At 57.0% G+C, this 15,363-nt stretch carries 13 protein-coding genes; 9 read left to right on the top strand and 4 right to left on the bottom strand.

What is annotated here, in order from left to right; all coding sequences use genetic code 11:
• Positions 1 to 21 precede the first annotated feature (21 nt).
• The gene (locus MDG893_RS07670) at positions 22 to 945 is read right to left on the bottom strand and encodes a hypothetical protein (protein ID WP_007153179.1); all 924 of its coding nucleotides are present in this window, start codon (positions 943 to 945) and stop codon (positions 22 to 24) included.
• Between the two features lie 343 nt (positions 946 to 1,288).
• On the opposite strand from MDG893_RS07670, the gene MDG893_RS07665 reads away from it, so the two are divergent.
• From MDG893_RS07665 to MDG893_RS07650, 4 genes are all read left to right on the top strand, one after another.
• Positions 1,289 to 2,683: a WS/DGAT domain-containing protein gene (locus MDG893_RS07665; RefSeq protein WP_007153178.1), complete on the top strand. Its 1,395-nt coding sequence runs from the start codon at positions 1,289 to 1,291 to the stop codon at positions 2,681 to 2,683.
• A gap of 182 nt (positions 2,684 to 2,865) precedes the next feature.
• Positions 2,866 to 3,969 (top strand): porin, encoded by a 1,104-nt coding sequence (locus MDG893_RS07660; RefSeq protein ID WP_007153177.1) that lies wholly within the window; start codon positions 2,866 to 2,868, stop codon positions 3,967 to 3,969.
• 243 nt (positions 3,970 to 4,212) lie between these two features.
• Positions 4,213 to 5,382: a nitric oxide-sensing protein NosP gene (gene nosP, locus MDG893_RS07655; protein ID WP_040474418.1), complete on the top strand. Its 1,170-nt coding sequence runs from the start codon at positions 4,213 to 4,215 to the stop codon at positions 5,380 to 5,382.
• Entirely contained in the window at positions 5,360 to 7,621 is a 2,262-nt protein-coding gene (locus MDG893_RS07650) for a hybrid sensor histidine kinase/response regulator (RefSeq protein WP_007153175.1), read from the top strand. The genes nosP and MDG893_RS07650 overlap by 23 nt, the downstream gene beginning before the upstream one ends.
• Positions 7,622 to 7,625: 4 nt before the next feature.
• Here the strand turns inward: MDG893_RS07650 and MDG893_RS07645 are convergent, their stop codons facing one another.
• Entirely contained in the window at positions 7,626 to 8,303 is a 678-nt protein-coding gene (locus MDG893_RS07645) for a response regulator transcription factor (RefSeq protein WP_040474417.1), read from the bottom strand.
• A 265-nt stretch (positions 8,304 to 8,568) separates the two neighbouring features.
• Here MDG893_RS07645 and MDG893_RS07640 point away from each other — a divergent pair, with 265 nt between their 5' ends.
• The 5 genes from MDG893_RS07640 (at position 8,569) to MDG893_RS07620 (ending at position 13,803) form a co-directional block, all read left to right on the top strand.
• Complete coding sequence (locus MDG893_RS07640) at positions 8,569 to 9,588, top strand: ABC transporter substrate-binding protein (RefSeq protein WP_007153173.1); 1,020 nt, start codon at positions 8,569 to 8,571, stop codon at positions 9,586 to 9,588.
• Complete coding sequence (locus tag MDG893_RS07635; protein ID WP_040474401.1) at positions 9,585 to 10,361, top strand: ABC transporter permease; 777 nt, start codon at positions 9,585 to 9,587, stop codon at positions 10,359 to 10,361. The genes MDG893_RS07640 and MDG893_RS07635 overlap by 4 nt, the downstream gene beginning before the upstream one ends.
• Positions 10,354 to 11,028, top strand: a complete 675-nt coding sequence (locus MDG893_RS07630) for an ATP-binding cassette domain-containing protein (protein ID WP_007153171.1) — start codon at positions 10,354 to 10,356, stop codon at positions 11,026 to 11,028. The genes MDG893_RS07635 and MDG893_RS07630 overlap by 8 nt, the downstream gene beginning before the upstream one ends.
• A 91-nt stretch (positions 11,029 to 11,119) precedes the next feature.
• Positions 11,120 to 13,204: a T6SS phospholipase effector Tle1-like catalytic domain-containing protein gene (locus tag MDG893_RS07625; protein WP_007153170.1), complete on the top strand. Its 2,085-nt coding sequence runs from the start codon at positions 11,120 to 11,122 to the stop codon at positions 13,202 to 13,204.
• Positions 13,204 to 13,803 carry a DUF2931 family protein gene (locus MDG893_RS07620; protein ID WP_007153169.1) on the top strand — a complete coding sequence of 200 codons (600 nt, stop codon included), beginning with the start codon at positions 13,204 to 13,206 and terminating at the stop codon, positions 13,801 to 13,803. The genes MDG893_RS07625 and MDG893_RS07620 overlap by 1 nt, the downstream gene beginning before the upstream one ends.
• A gap of 31 nt (positions 13,804 to 13,834) precedes the next feature.
• Here the strand turns inward: MDG893_RS07620 and MDG893_RS07615 are convergent, their stop codons facing one another.
• Both MDG893_RS07615 and MDG893_RS07610 read right to left on the bottom strand, forming a co-directional pair.
• Positions 13,835 to 14,638 carry an ABC transporter permease gene (locus MDG893_RS07615; protein ID WP_007153168.1) on the bottom strand — a complete coding sequence of 268 codons (804 nt, stop codon included), beginning with the start codon at positions 14,636 to 14,638 and terminating at the stop codon, positions 13,835 to 13,837.
• A 2-nt stretch (positions 14,639 to 14,640) separates the two neighbouring features.
• On the bottom strand, positions 14,641 to 15,363 hold the full coding sequence (locus MDG893_RS07610; RefSeq protein ID WP_007153167.1) for an ABC transporter ATP-binding protein: 723 nt from the start codon (positions 15,361 to 15,363) through the stop codon (positions 14,641 to 14,643).

Raw genomic sequence — 15,363 nt, 5'->3', positions numbered from 1 at the left:
CGGGGCCTGAGTGCAGCTGTGCTAACCCTGAGCTGTCGCCGGCAGGCTCTCAAATCCCGGCACCCATTCCTTGCTGTCGAGGGTGATGAAGTGGCTGGGTGCCTCGGTTTCGACGATCCGCATGGTGGTTGGGCTTTGGCGTGCACTGGCCAGCATGGCCTGTCGATCCAGTATTCGGTCCACAGCCGGTATCAGGAAGGTGCCGTAACGAACCTTGCTGTATACACTGGTGTCTGTCCTCTCCATCCAGGCCATCAGGTTCTCTATGTTGCGAACAATGGTCAGGTGGTCTTTGGTGGCGGAAAACAGTTTGCCCAGCAGCTGCTTCTTGCGCGGGTTCATCTTGCCGAAGAAGGTTTGGCCGTAGGCGGAGGAGGGCGCACTGTTTATCAGGCGAATCAGCCAGGGCCACATGCCGTGGCTCACCGGCTCCAGTACCGCAGTCACCAGTGCAGAAAGGCGTCCCTGGGGCAGCACGGGGGCTTCCAGCACTAATTCCACGTTTTCATACAGTTCTGGCCATTGATTGATGGCCTCAAGGATGACAGCTCCGCCACGGGAATGGCCGTGCACGCGAATGTTGTCGGTACTGGGCAGATTCGCCAGCGCCTGATTGAGTATGCAGGCGTCGTACTCAATAGTGCCGTCGAGGTGCTTGATCGGCACCTCCCAATCCGGTGCTTCGGGCGTCACGCCGTTTACGGGAATATGATAGTTGCTGCAGGTCAGCAGGATCAGTTCGGTGGTTGGTGCTTCGTAGGCCTGGGTGAAGTAGCAGTGATTTTCCAGAAATCCGTGGACGCCAATAACGGTCTGTTCGGCCTTGCCGCTGTGATTGCGGACGGAAACAGCGCCTGTGCCGACGCGGAAGACTCGCCCTGAGAACATCTCCGAGTAAGCGCTATCGATCGGTTTTATCAGTTTTCGTACATGGCTCGCTTTCATGACTGCTCTCCTTCAGCACCTGATGCCTGCCTTTTATTGGTCTTTATGGGCGCTGGTACATTCAGTTGTACCGACTTCTGCCCCCGCAGGTATTGGCACTGATTACTGTTTTTACGCTCAGTCAGGGCCAATAGACGTTTGGCGAACAGTGCGTAAGGGCACGTGTCGTGGCTAATAACCATTTCATCAAGCCTTATTCCCAGTATAGGGGTGAAAGGTTACTTCCGTGTAACTTTTTGTAACTCCGTGACGCCGACAGCCTTATGGAGCCTTCTGGGCTTGTCTGGCACAATGCGGGGTCATCTTTTCATTTCTTGCAGCATTTATCCGGGGACAGACAGGTTTGAGTCAAAAGGAATCGCATCTGCTGTTGCCTGTGGACTCGGCCTGGCTGGCTCTTGAGCGGCCCGAAAACCCGATGACCATCACGGTCATGTTGAGGGTGGAGGGTCTCACGGAAGCCCGGCTGCAGGAATTTCTGCAAATCTACTGGCTAGCGTGGGAGCGTTTCCGGTATATGCCGGTTCGCCGCGCGCCCGGCTGGTGGTGGGAAGAAGACCCGGTGTTTTCGCTTCACCACCATTTGGAGGTGGTGAGCGGTGACTTTGACCGGGAGACCCTGCAGGATTGGGTGTCAGCTCGGTTGAATCAGCCCCTGCCCGAGTATCGCCCGCTCTGGAAATTCTGGCTGCTTCCCGATGCCGAGGGCGGTGCTGCGTTGTTGGTGCGGATGCACCATTGCTACGCAGATGGGCTCTCCCTGTTGGGCATATTTGACCGCCTGTGCCCGCCTTCACCACAACAGGCGCCAGTGCTTTACGGTGCGCCGGAGCAGGCTGATATCGGGCGTTGGGGGCGAGCCGCCAATGCCTGGTTGCGGGAACTGGCGGCCAGCGAGGTACCGTTGGACGAGGCAGCTCAGGGTGGAGATATTCCCGGTAACGGAGGAACGGCCAGCCGTAATGCCCTGGAACGAGCCACCTGGAAAAGCCTGAAACTGGTCAACGAACTCAGCCAGTTTTTGGTTGAGCCGGAAGACACGGACTCGTCTCTGAAACGGCCACTTCTGGGCCGTCGCCAATGCCGCTGGTCTCAGCCTTTGGCTCTTGAGCGCTTTCGCCGCATCGCAACCGTTACAGGTGTCACCATCAACGATGTGTTGTTGAGTTGTGTGGCTGCGGCCGTTCGAAACCAGCTTGTCGCAGATCGGGCCAATATGGATGAGGCCGTACTTCATGCCGCCGTGCCGGTGGATATACGTAGCCGGCTTCCGGAAGGGATAAAGCCAGAACCTGGTACTTTGGGCAACTATTTCGGAACCGTATTCGTGCCGTTGCCGGTGGATGGTGAAAGCGCCCTGGAGCGGCTGTTCCGCATCAAGCATGAAACCCGAAAACTCAAGAAAAGTTGGCAGCCTGGCCTGTCCTGGGCGTTGACCGGCAGCGCGTCGCTGATTCCCGAAGCCTGGCGTCAGCCGGTAGCCGACCTGTTCTACCGCAAGGCCAGTGCGGTGGTGTCCAATGTCCCCGGTACCCGGGAACAACGCTACCTGGCCGGTTGCCGCATTCTGGAACAAATGTTCTGGGTACCTCAGGCCGGGGATATCGGGCTCGGCGTCAGCATTGTCAGTTACGCTGGCCAGGTCCAATTTGGTGTGGTGGCCGATGAGGCTGTCATGGCCGATCCCGAGTCCTTCCTGGATGACTGCCTGCAAGAGTTGGAATGCTTCCCTATCTGACGGGTCGTAGTTCCAAAGTCCTGTTTTCATAGCCTCCTAAAAGATCAGAAAACCTGCCCCCTTGGCGCATTTTCCACCCCCGCTGCTTCACCGACCATTGAATTCAGGCGAAAGAATGCGCCTGAGACACGGGTAACCACCCGCTGCTCAACACCCAGATTCAATAAAAACCGGGGGAGTTTATGAACAACAACAATTTCCGAAAGTCAGGGCTGGCGATTGCAATGGCTGGTGCGATGTCGGTCAGCGCCGGCGCAAACGCGGCCATCGAAGTGTACAACGAAGACGGAACCAGCTTTTCCGTGGATGGCTATTTCAACGCCTTCTATGTCAATCGTGACGACAAGCTGAACGACACCCGCAACTCCGACGTCAAGATGGGATTCCTGCCCAACACGATTGGTTTCAACTTCAGCAAGGAGATGGGCGACCTGACCCTGGGTGGCCGGTCTTCGTTCTGGTCCACCATCAACGACAGCCTTCAGTCACCGACGGATACCGCCATCGATGTGCGTCAACTGTACGCCACCGTAGACGGCTCTTTCGGTCAGGTGCTGATTGGTAAGGACTTTGGTTTGTACGCCCGATCCAACATCTTCCTGGACGAAATCCTGATGGGATTCGGCTCTCCGGGTGCGGCAACTGGCGTCTCGTTTGGCAACATACGCACGGGCTATCCTTACCCCAATCCCTCTGCCCAGATTACCTATCGAACCCCGGATATGGGCGGTTTGAAGGTGGCCGCTGGTATTTTTGAGCCCGCCAACACCACACCGGGTGCGGAGTCAGAACAGTCCGCGCCGCGTTTTGAAGCAGAGGTCACCTACAGCGCTGACCTGAATGGCCTGGCGTTGACAGGCTGGTTGAATGGCCGCCATCAGAGCTCTGAGAACGCAACCACGGAAGTGGATAGCCAGGGCCTTGGTTACGGCCTTAAAGCCTCTGTTGCAGGGCTGTCGCTGACGGCTTCTGGTTTCACCTCCGAGGGCGACGTTCCGGTCTTGCTGACAGACGCGGCCCTGGCATCGGAAGAGGACGCCGACGGCTACCTGCTTCAGGGGTCTTATACCCTTGGCGCCAATCGTCTGGTGCTGTCCTACGGTGAAACGGACTCTGACCAGGGGGATTTTGAAACCGAGAACACCTCGGTCGCGGTCTTCCATGATGTAAACAGCAACTTCAAGCTGGTTGCCGAATACAACATGTTTGAGCAGACCACAAAGTCCACCGGCGCGGATGCGGCAGAGTTTGACACTCTGGCGCTGGGTGCCGTTATCACGTTCTGAGTGCTTGAAGAAGGTTCCGGCACCGGCAAGGATTTCCGGCGCTGGGGCTTTGCTCCTAAGACTAAAGTGCCGGTTTGCTTGATCGCAAACCGGCAGCGCCAGCAGGCATTGATTCAGGAGGGTTTTTAATCAATGGCTTATGATCATTTTGGCGCGCCAATTAAAAGCACTGAAGTCGCATTGGCTCCGTTTGCGGATTCCGTAGAATCGAGTGAAAGCCACTCGGTTTCGGAGCGCGTATCCATGAAACCCGTTACCACGCTGCCTGCTGTTCGGGTAGCCAGCTCCCATGTTCGTGACCCGATGCTGGCCGCCACCAATCTTGCCAGCGAGCTCAATCATGAGCACCTGGGGTGTGTCCTGTTTTTCTGTTCCGCTGAATACGATCTTGGCCGTCTGGGCATTGCCCTTGAACACGTCTTTGACGGTGTGCGGGTCAGTGGTTGTACGTCTGCGGGGGAAATTACACCGGAAGGTTACGGTCGGGGTTGTATCACCGCCATTGGTTTTGACCGACGGTATTTCTCAATTGAATGCGCTCTGATCCGTGAGCTTGAGCACTTCACCCTTCATGACGCTCAAGAGGTCATCGATGGCCTGTTGTCCACTTGCCGTGATGCTGATCTGGCGTCCGTGAAGGGCAATACCTTTGCCATAACCCTGCTGGATGGGCTATCGAGCCGGGAAGAGCTGGTTCTGGCGACACTGAATGCTGCGCTGGGCACCATTCCGCAATTTGGTGGCTCCGCGGGCGATGACGAGCGTCTGGCCAATACTCACGTATTTTTTGAAGGCCGTTTTCACACCGGGGCTGCCACCGTGATGTTGGTCAACACGCCGTTGGACTTCCGGGTGTTTTCCACGCATCACATGCAAGCCCGCGAAGAAAAACTGGTGGTTACTCATGCGGATGCGAAGAGCCGGACAGTGTATGAGCTGAACGCGGAACCGGCAGCGGAAGCCTACGCCCGTGCAGTGGGCGTGGCGGTGGACGAACTCGACCGTAAGGTGTTCGCGCTCAGACCGATGGGTGTGCGGATCGGGGGACACTATTTTGTGCGTTCGGTACAGCGTGTGAACGCCGACAAAAGCCTGACGTTCTACTGCGCGGTGGAGACTGGCATCGTGATGACCGCCATGGAGCCCGGCTCGCTTCTTGACAGTGTACGCACACAAATTGAAGCGTCCGAGCGGGTCGTGGGGCCGCCGCTGGTCACCATAGGCTGCGACTGTTTTCTTCGTCGCCTGGAGGCTGAATTTACCGGTGTGGTGGACGAAGTGTCGGACTTCCTGCGCCACCATAAAGTGATCGGATTCAACACCTACGGTGAACAGTTCGATGGCATGCATATCAATCAGACGTTTACGGGGGTGGTGATTGGTCAGCCCGATGCCGGTTACGGTCATAGCTGAGTCTGATCCCGACGACCGCAGGGATCAGCGGATTGCCGAGCTGGAGGCGGAGAACGAACGCCTCCGAAAAATACGGGACGCCCTGATTGTTCGGGTTGAATCCGGCTCAGCCCATAAACCCGAACCCTATGCGGCGTTTGAACACTCGGTGGTTCTGGCGGAGCAGGTGCGGGAGCGCACAGAAGCGCTCAACCAGACCATGGACGAACTCAAGCACAGCAACAAGGCTCTGAACCGGGCCCGCGAAGAGGCTGAAACCACACGCCAGCGCCTGGCGGACGCCATCGAAAGCATTGCCGACGGCTTTGTGTTGTTTGATCATCAGCACCGTCTTATCCAGTGTAACAGCCGGTTCCGCAGCTACTGGACCTATGCCCATCTGGACGTTCCTCCTCCTGGCACATCAATCGCAGACGTAAAAGCTATGGCGATCAATTCCGGACTGGTGGTCGAGGAGCATGTGAATGAGTCCTCCGAAGGGGCGGTGTTCCTGCTGTCCAATGGCCGCTGGGTACAGATGACGGAAAGGAATACCCGCGAGGGCGGGCTGGTTGTTCTTTACTCTGATATCACCGACGTCAAGAACAGTGAAATGGCTCGCCGAATCAAGGCGCTTGAAGAGAGTGAGCGCTGGATCCGCGTGGTGACGGACCATGTGCCCGCCCTGATCGCCTACGTGGGTGCGGACATGACCGTGCAGTTTTGCAACAAGGTTTATGAAGCCTGGTATGGCCGCAATGGCGAGTCTCCACTCGGTAAACACCTGGAGAATATCCACCAACCTGAGCTTTACCATCGGCTAATGCCTCATATGCAGGCCGTGCTCAGAGGTAACAGCGTTAACTTCGAATTCGAGGAAACCAACGACACCGGAGAGACCCGCTACATGCTCCGCGCCTACGTGCCCAACGTAGATGAGCAAGGGCAGGTCATCGGGTTTTTTGTGCTGATCCGGGACATTACCGACCGCCGCAAGACCGCGTTGGCACTGGAGCAGGCGTACGATAATCTGGAACGGCGGGTGAAAGAACGTACGGCAGCTCTTACCGGCCTCAACAGCCAGTTGCGACAGGAAATCAGTGAGCGGGCGGCGGTGGAAGCCCGGCTGCGTGACGCCAAGATGGACGCTGAGCGCGCCAATCTGTCCAAAACCAAATTTCTGGCGGCCGTCAGCCATGATTTGCTGCAGCCACTGAATGCTGCCCGCCTGTTCACCAGTGCTCTGCTGGAGCATTCCTTCGGGCCCAAAGCCGAGGGACTGGTGCGCTCGGTGAGCACCTCCCTGGACGATGTGGAAAACCTGCTGGGCACCTTGGTGGACATCTCCAAACTGGATGCCGGCGTGATCAAACCGGACGTCATGGCTTTTGACTTGCGGGACCTGCTCAACAACATCGCCCGTGAATTTCGCCAGATGGCGATGGCCGAGGGGCTGACGCTGGACTTCGTGCCGTCGTCGGCTGTCGTGGAATCAGACTCCCAGCTGCTGGCGCGGATTCTGCGTAACTTCCTCACCAACGCCATTCGCTATACCGGTAATGGGCGCATTCTGCTGGGGTGTCGCCGGTATCGGGATCATGTATTGCTACAGGTGTGGGACACCGGCCCCGGTATCCCGGAAGACAAGTTGACCGAGATTTTCCAGGAGTTCAAACGCATTCGCCCCACAGGCTCGCAGCCGGATAAGGGCCTTGGGTTGGGATTGGCAATCGTGGATAAGATTTCCCGCATGCTGGGCCACGAAGTGACGGTATCCTCGATAGAGGGGAAAGGCTCGGTGTTCAGTGTAAAAGTGCCGGTCGGGCGGTTGTTGCCCAAACGGCCGACCGTGGATGAAGACCGCCTGATATCGGGCCACAGCGGCCTGGATGGCGCCAGAATCTGGGTGATCGACAACGACCACGCCATCTGCCAGGGCATGCAGACGTTGCTGGAGGGCTGGGACTGCCAGGTGGTTTCAGCGGTGTCTCTGGAAGATCTTGAGCGACAGTTGGACCCGGCGAAGAGCCCCGTGGACCTTATCCTGGCGGATTATCACCTGGACAACGACGAAAACGGGGTAGATGTGGTGGCCGAGATCAACGGTCGTCGCCATTGCCCGGCGCCGGTGGTCATGATTACCGCCAATTACACCAACGAGTTGAAGCAGCACATCCGTGAGTTGGGGCACGTTTTGATGAACAAGCCAGTGAAGCCGTTGAAGTTGCGCAGTGCGCTGAATCACCTTTTGAGAGGGTGATCCCCTACCGTTTCAGATACTGACTGAAATCCACATCACTGGCCGACAGGATCGCCTGCACCCGGTTGTGAACGCCCAGCTTGCGCAGAATCGCCGAGACATGGGCTTTCACTGTGGTTTCCGCAATGTTCAGGTTGTACGCAATCTGCTTATTGGATTCACCCTTGGACATGCGCTCCAGTACCAGCAACTGGCGGCGGGTCAGGGAGTTCAGCAGCTCAGGGGAAATAGGGTTGTCCTCATGACGACTGCGGCGATGAGTGCTTTCCTTGCCAGTACGGATGATGTCTGAAGGCAGGTAGACATTGCCGTTGAGGATCTGCTGGATGGCATCCGTCATCTGGGCACGGGGCGACGACTTGGTAATGAAACCACAGGCACCATAGGTAATGGCCTGCAACACCACCTGTTTGTCTTCCTCTGCTGACACGATCACCACAGGAATGGTCGGTGCTTCGTTCCGCAATGTGATCAGGCCGTTCAAGCCATGCATTCCCGGCATGTTCAAGTCCAGCAGGATCAGGTCCAGGTCGTCATTTTCGCGGGTGATGTCCAGGGCGCTATCCAGGTCAGCCGTTTCAATGATCTTACTACCGTCAAAACCGGTTGATATTACGCTGCTGATGGCCTCACGAAACAGAGGATGATCGTCGGCGATCAATATTTTGTAGGTTGGCTCCATGGGTGGATCCACCGGTTTGTTGTCGTTATCAGGGATGGTTTTCGAAACATCATAGCGCTTTTCGGGAGCAAATGCGGCATCGGGCTCATTCAGCATGGCGGCCTCCTGGGACAGGGGATCTCCCTGTGGGGTTCGATCCTCTGTTTATTATTGTGATGATTGCATTACACGCTATCCTCGCCCTGGGTTGAATGCGACCATCGCACCAAAAAACAGGCACCAAAGTACTATTCTTGATGGCTGGCGGGCTTCGTATCGTGGAGGCATGAGCCAACAAATCCTGATAACGCACAACCTTGCACGTCTCTCCGCCATTCTCCGACCGATGTGGGTAGCTGGCGCCGCACTGTTGCTCAGTTTAATGTTGTCGAGCGGGGCCTACGCCAACGATAAAACAGCGATGCCGACGTTGTCCGTCAGTGTGTTGCAGTTCGGCACCGCGCATTGGGAGCTGGACCATATACTCCACCGGGGTCTGGACTGGAAGAATGGCTACCGGTTGGACCTCACTCTGGTCGCCAATCTGCCAGCGTCTCGCCTGGCGGTAACCAGTGGGTCTGTCAACGGGGCTGTGGCCGATCTGCTTTGGGCGCAGGCGCGTTTTGAGGACGGAATGCCTTACCTGTACGTACCCTTCTCGTCGCAGATTGGCGATATCGTGGTGGCTGACGACTCTGATATAGGCTCCGTGGCCGACTTGGCCGGCAAGCGTATCGGCGTTGCAGGCGGGCCGGACAGCAAGGGCTGGATACTGTTGCAAAAGGTTGCCGAGCAGCAAGGTATCGATCTGGCGGACTCTGCCGAGGTGCAGTTCGCAGCCCCGCCGCTGCTGAGCCAGGCTTTGAGGCGGGGGCAGGTGGATGTCATCATTACCTACTGGCATTTCGCGGCACGCCTGAAAGGCGAGGGCGGCTGGCGCTCGGCGTTCAGGATGTCGGACCTTCTGGCCGCTATCAAACTGGACCGGAATTTGCCGGTTTTGGGGTATGTTTTCCCGGCTGATTGGGCGAAAGACCATCGCGCGCTGATAGATCGTTTCGCCACATCTTTGCAGCGGGCCAAGAGTGAGCTTTCGGATAGCGATATGTTCTGGCAGCGTCTGCGGCCATTAATGGGAAGCCCGGACGACGGCGTGTTTCAAGAGTTGCGGAAAGGATTTGTGGCAGGAATACCTTTACCGCTAACGGATCAGCGCATTGCAGATCTACATTGGCTGCTGACACATACCGGTGCCGATAGCGACAAGTTGATGCCAGCGGCCCTGTTCTATCGGAGCCAGCCGTGAGCGACTTCCCAGGCCGCCCTCCAGCTTGGAGTTACTGGGTGGTGTTGCCGTTGTTCGTCCTTTTCTGGGCGGCAATTGCCTGGTTGATTAAATCACCGCTGCTGCCGACGCCCCTCGACGTTCTGGATACCCTGATGCAGGAGTCCGCATCCGGAGCCCTGTGGCATCACCTTGGGGTCACCCTGGGCCGTGTGGTGGTGGCCTTTGCACTGGCCATGCTGCTTGGTACCGGGATCGGCATCGTTATGGGGCGCTCCCAAACCACCAATGCCCTGTTTGATCCCTTGCTGGTCCTGCTTCTCAACCTGCCCGCGTTGGTGACCATTATCCTGATGTATGTCTGGTTTGGCCTGGTGGAAGTGGCGGCGGTGATGGCGGTGGTGATCAACAAAGTGCCCAATGTAGCGGTGACGGTTCGGGAAGGGGCCCGCAGCCTGGATCACCGCCTTGAGGAAATGGCCACCGTATACGAGTTCACCCAATGGCAACGGTTTCGCGAGGTCTGGGTGCCACAATTGTTTCCCTATCTGATGGCGGCTACGCGCGGCGGCCTGGCGCTGATCTGGAAAATCGTTCTGGTGGTTGAACTGTTGGGTCGTTCCAGTGGCGTTGGGTTCCAGTTGCACATGGCTTTTCAGGTGTTCGATGTGGCGACCATCCTTGCCTACAGTCTGGCTTTTATTGCTGTTGTGCAACTCATTGAACTGGCCATTCTGCAGCCCCTTGAACGCCGCTCAAGCCGCTGGCGTCAGCCGGAGGCCGCCCATGCTTGAGCTACGGATTGCCGGGCGCAGTTTTGGCAAACCTGTGTTGGGCGAGGTTTTCGCCACCATTGAGCGAGGCGATCGCATTTGTCTGTTGGGACCGTCTGGCATCGGCAAAACCACCTTGTTGAACGCCATCGCCGGGCTCGACAAGGCGCTCCCTCCGGGTTCCATTATTCGTCGTGACACACTGCGGGTTGGCTACCTGTTCCAGGAGCATCGGTTGCTGCCCTGGCGGACCCTGCATGCCAACCTCAAGCTTGTCGGTGCAAGTGATGAGCAGGCTGACAGCGTCCTGGGCCAGGTTGGTCTCGCCGGATACGGGCATTACCTGCCAGACCAGCTCTCTCTTGGCATGGCGCGGCGGGCGGCCCTCGCACGCTGTCTGGCGGTTAAGCCGGACCTGTTGCTGCTGGATGAACCCTTCGCGTCGCTTGATCCGGTTATGGCGGGTGAACTGAAAACACTGATTGCTGGCATCATGGACGCAAGCGCCAGCATGGCCATGATTTGCGTGACCCATGATGGTCGCGATGCTGAGACCCTGGCGAACCGTCTATGGTACCTGGATGGCAAACCGGCGCAGTTGCAGTGGGACGATGCGGTTGGGGAGCCCAGCTTGATCAGCGATCTTCTTGGGAAGTTGCGAGATGTCGAGGGCGTAGACCTGGTTTAGTGACAGAAACGTGACACCCGAATTGTTGCCTTCGTGAAACATCGGCTAACATGGCCAGCTTGTCTTTTACCGTCAACAAGGAGTGCTGACGATGGGCTTTATGGACCTGGTCCCGGTGTGGGACCTGAAGGCCTACCACCTTCCCCGCATTGAATCCCCCTTTATCGCCGCCAGTATGGCCGGGCGCCTTATCCAGAACGATGGCAGGGTCCGCGCACGCATGGAGTCGGCATTTGGGCCCCACACCCGTGGCGGCCATGATCTGGCCGAGACCGTCCGCCGTGCAGTCGGCGAAAGCAGACTGATGCTGGTCTACACCGGGTCTGGTAGGCCCCTTTCCCCCGTAGTGATCTGGCGGCCAGACGACAGCCTGCCGGTGGGAGGGCTCTGGCGCTTAAGCGGCAGTGGAAGGAGCGCACCTTACGCCATCAAAAAAGGCGTCGCAGAGCTGAACGCCTGCGATATCACCCCTGAACAGCTGGGCCAGTATCATCCCCAGGGCATCGGTGGGCTGGGTGTAGGGTTGTTCTCGGCGAATTATCGTCAATGGCAGAGATCTGAGAAGGAGTCGCAAGAAGAGACCGAGAACCATCGCCTAAGCCTGCCACTGGGAGCTGCCGCATTGGTGGCGCCGCTGAGTGCTGCGGCACTAGCGACGGCAGATACCAAGGCTGCACACCCCAAAGTGCACCTTGAGGTTGGAATATTTACCGACGGCACCATGAACAACGCCGCCAATGCACGCTCGTTTGCTGAGCAGTTGGAGCGAGATTGTCTCACTCCCTATGAAAACGATGAAATAAGTCGGGAGGAGTGTGAGTGGCGAATTCGCTTGATTATGGGGGATAGTTACGCCAATGGCCTTAGTAATGTGGCTAAATTATGGGACTTGTATGTAGAAGATCTTAACGAACTGGATGATGCCGTTACGTATAGGCGCAAATTGTATGCTCCCGGTGTAGGCACCAAGACCGGAGGTGACGATGTTTTATATGGGGCGTTAACTGGTATGGGAGAGTTTGGTGTTGTCCAGCAGGTGAGGGGCGTGTTTGTGGATCTGGCTCGAGAGGTGAAGGAAATTCTACAAACGTTATCTGTTGAGCAGCTAAATAGACCTTTTGAGAGATTAACCCTCGACTTGTTTGGCTTCAGTCGGGGTGCGTCCGCTGCCCGCCATGCTGTTCATGAGATCAACAAAGGAGAGAGCGGTCTCCTAGCCAAGATCTTTTTCGAGAACGGTATATCTTGGCCAAAGCAACTAGAGATCCGTTTTGTGGGTCTGTTCGACTCCGTGGCAGCAATTGTCAATCCTGCAGCTGGAGACTTTTCGGCTCACAATGAACGCAATCATCCTGTAAGGCTGTATCTGGATTCGGACAAGGTAGGTAGGGCGGTACATCTGACTGCTGCTCACGAGCACCGTAAAAATTTCGCCCTGAACAGTCTAAGAAGTCGCGATGGCAGCTTGCCTGCCAACTTCCGGGAAATAAACCTGCCGGGTGTCCATTCTGATATAGGTGGTGGCTACAGCGACAACCAGAGAGAAGAGGTGTTACTGAGTCCGATTCTACACGTGCCACAAAACCGGCTGCGCTGGCCAGAGAAAACCATGCAATGGGACGATTTGGAGGTTCAAAGACAGCAAATTGCGGCGGAAGGGTGGGTTGGTCCCCATAACCTGCCTGTGCAGCGATCAGGCCACGCTCAGAATTGGCCAGTCGATCCGGGTTCTGGAGAACCCGCGCGACTCGAGATCATCAGCCGACGATACGACCATCCTGCCCCAGATGGCCGAGTCGATCTAGTGTTGCGGATGCAGCGCCAGGTCCGAGGGGAGTATTCGAGAATTGCTATGCGGTTGATGCACTATTTGGCGAGAGAGGCTAAGGTGCCGTTCAATGTCTTCGACGCGAAAAAAAGTGATAACGCGCTACCAGAAGAACTGGAGCCCATTTTCTCAGAACTTGTCGATCAGGTTGGCGTGGGTAATGACTCGCCTTCACTTGCACCAAAAGATTTGAACTTGTTGCTTCAGCGGTATATCCATCACTCCTCGCACTATAACCGTGTCACGACTCAGGTTGCGGGTGAAACAGTGACAATTGAGGGGGTTTACCCCAACTCGCCAGCGCCCTCCAGAGAGCGTTTGGTTTATCCACAGATGGAAGGCGAATAATGGTTAGGAAGATCTCGGTCGCTTGGGTGTTAGTGATAGCTGTATTGGTCAGTGGCTGCGCTTTTTCGCAAGATAGTGATCTCATTTGGTATATCGATGTGGCTGCTCCCAAACACTATGATGTTTGGGGGGTAGAAATGTTTTTAGAGAAGACTGGCGAGCAGAGTTGGCGTCAGCCCGTCGGCTACGTAGGTTGCTGCTGGGAGGGGCCTAATGGCCCAACTGGCCCGGGATCTAGGGTTGATCCGTTTCCAGAACTGATTTGGATACGATGGTTCTCATTTGCCGAGCAGAAGTATTACGTCAAGCTGATCGAAGTGCCGACGAATCTGTTGGAACGCATGCGGAAACCTGCATCCTACGTAACCCAGGTTGATGTGCGTTCTGGTCCACGAGACACCATGATCATTGGCTTGGCTCCTGGCGGCACTGTAGTGGTTTGGATCTCGAACCAGATAGGCAACGAGATAGAAGTAATGCGAATGAAGGCGACCGAAGTGCCGGGTGACCCAGATGATTTTGAGGTAGGAACCCGAAACTATCTGGAAGAGCACGGCGATTACCTCAAAGAACACGGCATACCAACGGAAGGTTGGTAAGCAGTTATCCTGCCTGCCGAGTGCCTTTCGGTCAGGCAGGCTTTGTCCCCAGTATCTTCGTTCGTTGAGGCCGAAACCCGGCCGTGGCGAGTAGGGCCAGCACAATCGTCACACCTGCGGTGATGCCATAGGCTGTCGGGTTCCACTCCAGATACAGCGAAAACCGGATCGCCTCCACGGCGTGTGTGAACGGATTGAACTGGCAGATCCAGTACAGCCAGGGGCTGGCTTCGTTCATCTTCCAGAGGGGATACAGTGCCGAAGACATGAAAAACATCGGGAAAATGACAAAGTTCATGACCCCCGCGAAGTTTTCCAGTTGTTTGATCCAGGTGGCGATCAGCAGGCCCAGTGCCCCCAGCATCAGACTGGTTAGTATCAGGGCTGGCAAGACGGCCAGATACCCCCACAACGGTGGCTCTACATCCACCAACAGGGCCAGAAGCAGGAACACATACACCTGCCCAACCGACACCACCCCCATCGCCAGCAACTTGGTCACCAGCAGGAAGGGCCGTGGCAGAGGGCTCATCAATAACACCCGCATGCTGCCAAGCTCCCGGTCATACACCATGGAAAGCGCCCCTTGCATGCTGTTGAACAGGATGATCATCCCGCACAGCCCGGGGGCGATGTAGGTCTCGTAGGTGATGTAGGTCTGATAGGGCGGAATAATGGAAATGCCCAGCACCGCCCGGAAGCCGGCGGCGAACACCACCAGCCACAGAAGCGGCCGAACCAGGGCGCTGGCGAAACGGGTGCGTTGCTGCCAGAAGCGCAACCACTCCCGGGTCTGGATGCCGACAAAACAGTGCCAGTAATGGGCCGCTTTCATGATTATCCGGCTCCAGTCAGGGTATGGAAGGTTTCCGCCAGGTCCCGGGTGCCTTCGGCTTCGCAAATGTCGTGGCCGGCGCCGTCGGCCAGCAGTTGGCCCTGGTGCAGGATCAATACCCGGTCGTCCTGTTGCACCTCCTCGATCAGATGCGTCGCCCACAGCACGGTCAGGCCGGCCTCGGCGCAGAGAATGCGCACATGTTCGTTGAGTGCTCTGCGACTTGCCACATCCAGGCCGACGGTGGGTTCATCAAGCAGCAGCAGAGTGGGTTCATGAAGCAAGGCGCGGGCTATTTCCACGCGTCGGCGGTGGCCGCCATTGAGCTTCCGTACCGGCTCGTTCGCCCGCGCGAGCAGCTCGAATCGTTCCAGTTCCCGGTCGCCTCGATACCGGGCCTCCTTGCGGGATAAGCCGTGCAGCGCGGCGTGATACTGCAGGTTCTGGCGCACTGTCAGGTCCAGATCCAGAGCGTTTTGCTGGAACACCACACCAATCTGGCGCATGGCTTCGGAGGGCTGCTTTTTCAACGATTGGCCTGCCAGCAGGAGTTCGCCCTGTTGGAGCGCGAGAAGCCGGGTCAGCAAACCAAACAGTGTCGACTTGCCGGCGCCGTTCGGGCCCAGAAGGGCGTGGAACCGACCAGAGGTCAGCGCGAAGCTGACCTCCTTGAGCACGGGCGTGTCGCCGTAGCGAAAGCTGATATGGCTGGCTTCAATGGTCAT

This window comes from Marinobacter algicola DG893 (assembly GCF_000170835.1).
Classification (GTDB): Bacteria; Pseudomonadota; Gammaproteobacteria; order Pseudomonadales; family Oleiphilaceae; genus Marinobacter; species Marinobacter algicola.
This window is presented reverse-complemented; position numbering and strand designations above follow the sequence as displayed.